Origin of the sequence: Hymenobacter saemangeumensis (genome assembly GCF_039541835.1) — a bacterium.
GTDB lineage: Bacteria > Bacteroidota > Bacteroidia > Cytophagales > Hymenobacteraceae > Hymenobacter > Hymenobacter saemangeumensis.
This window is the reverse complement of sequence record NZ_BAABGZ010000050.1, coordinates 1-3,471: the sequence shown is the minus strand read 5'-3', so window position 1 is coordinate 3,471 and position 3,471 is coordinate 1. Positions and strand designations below refer to the sequence as shown.

3 protein-coding genes are annotated in these 3,471 nt (G+C 58.9%); 2 read left to right on the top strand and 1 reads right to left on the bottom strand.

Going from position 1 to position 3,471, the window contains the following annotated elements:
* Positions 1-589: 589 nt before the first annotated feature.
* Positions 590-1,033, top strand: a complete 444-nt coding sequence (locus ABD919_RS13965; RefSeq protein WP_345236633.1) for a hypothetical protein — start codon at positions 590-592, stop codon at positions 1,031-1,033.
* Positions 1,034-1,153: 120 nt separating this feature from the next.
* On the opposite strand, the gene aspA is transcribed toward ABD919_RS13965, so the two are convergent.
* Positions 1,154-2,560, bottom strand: coding sequence for an aspartate ammonia-lyase (gene aspA, locus ABD919_RS13960; RefSeq protein WP_345236632.1), 1,407 nt, complete (start codon positions 2,558-2,560; stop codon positions 1,154-1,156).
* A gap of 569 nt (positions 2,561-3,129) precedes the next feature.
* On the opposite strand from aspA, the gene ABD919_RS13955 reads away from it, so the two are divergent.
* Positions 3,130-3,396 (top strand): carboxypeptidase-like regulatory domain-containing protein, encoded by a 267-nt coding sequence (locus tag ABD919_RS13955; protein WP_345236631.1) that lies wholly within the window; start codon positions 3,130-3,132, stop codon positions 3,394-3,396.
* Positions 3,397-3,471: the final 75 nt, after the last annotated feature.

Below are 3,471 nucleotides of genomic sequence, written 5' to 3'. Positions count from 1 at the left end.
CGAAAGCGCGTCACCTCTTTGTCGAGAAACAGCTTCTTGCCTTGCATCTTCCCTCTACGAAAACTGGTTCTGCAACAGCCACAAGCGTTATTTTATCTCAGTCGTTGCCGTAGTTTGGCGTCTTGTAATCTGTTCCTTTCCCCTCCTAGATGGCCCCTTTTGCCCGGCTTGTTGTCGTCGCGTTGCTCGCTAGCGGGACTGGGTGCAGCCCCACGCTGATGCAGCACACTCGGGCTTACGACACAGCCACGCCCGCGGCAGGCTCGGGTCCTTTCGTCACCACGAAAGAGGAGCTACGGGCTATTTGGGGCCCGCAGCAACTGTATTACTATACCGGAAGCGACGAGTGTTATCATTACCTGACCCTGTACTACGACACCTTCTTTAAACACCAGTACGATTACGCCATCTTCCGGGGTACCTACCTTGGGGAAGCCCCTTTCGAGCACACGGCCGACCCATCGCTAAGAAAGCCGCTTCGCCTACCTACAGATTAAAGCCGTTGGATGGCACAGCATCCTCAACTAATTCCCGGTTCAGGCAGAGGGGCCGAACAGGATACGGAATATATCAAGGCTTACCTTGCTTTTTGTATCAGTACACGATGAGTACATATGTCTGCGGCTTTGTGGAGATATCCAGTTTGGATGAAGCGGACTTGACGACGGAGGGCGCGTGGCAATCCTGTCTTGACATTGGCAGCCTGGGCTTGGGTCTGGGCGCTGAGAGCGAAATTCTTTTTGGCGCGACGAAGCACAAACTTGAGTGGGTCCCCCTAGCTCAAAACCGAGGCCTACCCCCCAACCTGGGTGCGTTGACCTCCCACGCCGCCAAGGACGTGTTAGCCGACCAGACGGGCTGGGGCTTTACCTATATCACGTATGAAGAAATTGAGCAAGTCGATTGGCGCGCGTATCCGACCGCCGAGTTGGATGGCAGTACGTACGGGTGGGGGTTGCTATTTAGGTTGATGCAGACGCTCGATAGCGGCTCAAAGCATCAGCGGTTAGTGGTGTGGTTTGAATGGTTCTAAGTGTTTACGCAAACGGTAGCTTAAATAACACCCCACCACGCCAATCCCACCCAATAAAGCCTTCACTTAACTGGCTCCCCCTCTCCCCGAGGAGAGGGGGCCGGGGGGTGAGGTGAAAGCCTATTGAATAAAGGCCGGCCGAATCATGTTCTCGAACGTGTAAATCTCGTCCCACTTCTTCTGGGTGAGCAGCTGGCGCTCGGTCACCACGATGTCGTGCACCGACTTGCCGGTGCGCAGGGCTTCCTTGGCGATTTCGGAGGCCGTTTCGTAGCCGATGATGGGGTTGAGCTGGGTCACGATGCCGATGCTGCGGCGCACCTGCTCCTCGGCGTGGGCGGCGTTGGCCGTAATGCCGTTGACGCACTTCTCGGTGAGGGTGCGGCAGGCGTTGGTCATGTAAGAGATGGAGGTGAACAGGGCGAAGGAAATTACGGGCTCCATCACGTTGAGCTGCAGCTGCCCGGCTTCGGCGGCCATGGTCACGGTGAGGTCGGCGCCGATGACGTAGAAGGCGGTCTGGTTGACTACTTCGGGCACCACGGGGTTTACCTTGCCGGGCATGATGCTGGAGCCGGGCTGCAGCGGCGGCAGGTTGATTTCGAACAGGCCGGCGCGGGGGCCGGAGGCCAGCAGGCGCAGGTCGTTGCAGATTTTAGACAGCTTCACGGCCGTGCGCTTGAGCACGCCCGAAAGCTGCACGTAGGCGCCGGTGTCGTAAGTGGCTTCGATGAGGTCGCCGGCCAGCACCAGGTTCAGGCCCGTCACCTCGCGCAGGTACTTGGTCACCAGCTCGGCGTAGCCGGCCGGGGCATTCACCTGGGTGCCAATGGCGGTGGCGCCCATGTTGATTTCGGCAATCAGGTTGCGGCTGTCGTCGATGCGCAGCAGCTCTTCGCGCAGGTTGGTGGCGAAGGCGCGAAACTCGTCGCCCATGCTCATGGGCACGGCGTCCTGCAGCTGGGTGCGGCCCATCTTGAGGATGTTGCGAAACTCGCGGCCCTTGGCGGCAAAGGCGTCGGCCAGCTCTTCCAGGGTTTTGCTGTAGCCCACCAGCTTGTTGCTGAGGGCAATGCGGAAGGCGGTAGGGTAGGCGTCGTTGGTGCTCTGCGAGCAGTTTACGTGGTTGTTGGGGTGGCAGAACTCGTAGGCGCCCTTGGGGTGGCCCATGATTTCCAGGGCCACGTTGGCAATGACTTCGTTGGCGTTCATGTTCACCGAGGTGCCGGCCCCGCCCTGAATCATGTCGGTGAGAAACTGGTGGTCGAACTCCCCGCTGGCCACCCGCTCGCAGGCCCGAACAATGGCATCGGCGATGGCAGGGTCGAGCACGCCCAGGTCGCGGTTGGCCAGGGCCGCCGCCTTTTTCACGTAGGCCAGGGCCTGCACGAAAATGGGCTCGGTGTTGATGGGAATGCCCGTGATGTGAAAGTTTTCGAGAGCCCGCAGGGTCTGGATGCCGTAGTACGCATCGTCGGGGAGGATGCGCTCGCCCAGAAAATCGTGTTCGAAGCGGGAGTTTGCCATAGAGGGTCGGGTGGGAAGTGAGATAGAAGGGTTGAGCTTGTACGGTAAGACGGGCAATATTGTCAATCTAAACCAAGCAAAGAAGGGAGTGGGGTCGGAGCAAGGCGCTTTTGGGCTGCTTCGCAGGAAATCCCCTGAGCGCCCGCCATGCCAGCGGGAGCTATACTTCTGGCGAAGTGGTCTGCGAAAGCTGAACGAGGTAGAGACGCAACATTTTGCGTCTCCGGGACTGCGCCATTAAAGCCGGGTGCGCTTGCTTCGTTCGGGTATCGTTCAACGATGAGACGCAAAATCTTGCGTCTCTACATCCGCCAGACGATTTCCGCAAGGCACTTTGGGAAGAGTATAACAGTGAGCATACCGGCGACCAGGCCTACCAGTTTGAGTGGGCCCGGTTACCCCTGGATGGCAGCCGGGTCGTTGAGGCAAAAAAAGTTTGCGGGGCCTGTAATAAATCCTGATGGCGGCGGTAACCATTCGCAGCACCCCAAGTTTCCGCGCACACCCCAGGCCTACTGCCCGGGTAGGCTTGCACCGGTGCTGTCGTTTTTCTGCATTAACCCGCTTTTATGAAGATTCTTTTTACGCTGCTGTCCTTGTGCTTTCTGCTCTGGTGTCCCCAGACGGGCCGCTGCCAGGACGCCGGATTCCTGACCGGTGCCGTTCAGGATGAAAAGGGAGTGCCCGTGCCGTTTGCCACCGTTGCGGTAGTGCAGGAAGCGCCGGCCACCATCAGCACTGGTACGGTGGCCGAGGAAAGCGGGCGCTTTCGGGTGAAGGCGCCGGCCGCCGGGGCCTACCGCCTGCGCGTGAGCGCCCTGGGCTATGTAACCTAAGTTGCGGGGTATAGATGAGGCAGAAAAAAAGTCTGTTCGGCGTGAACAGGCTAGGTTTGAAGTATTCGACCCCTT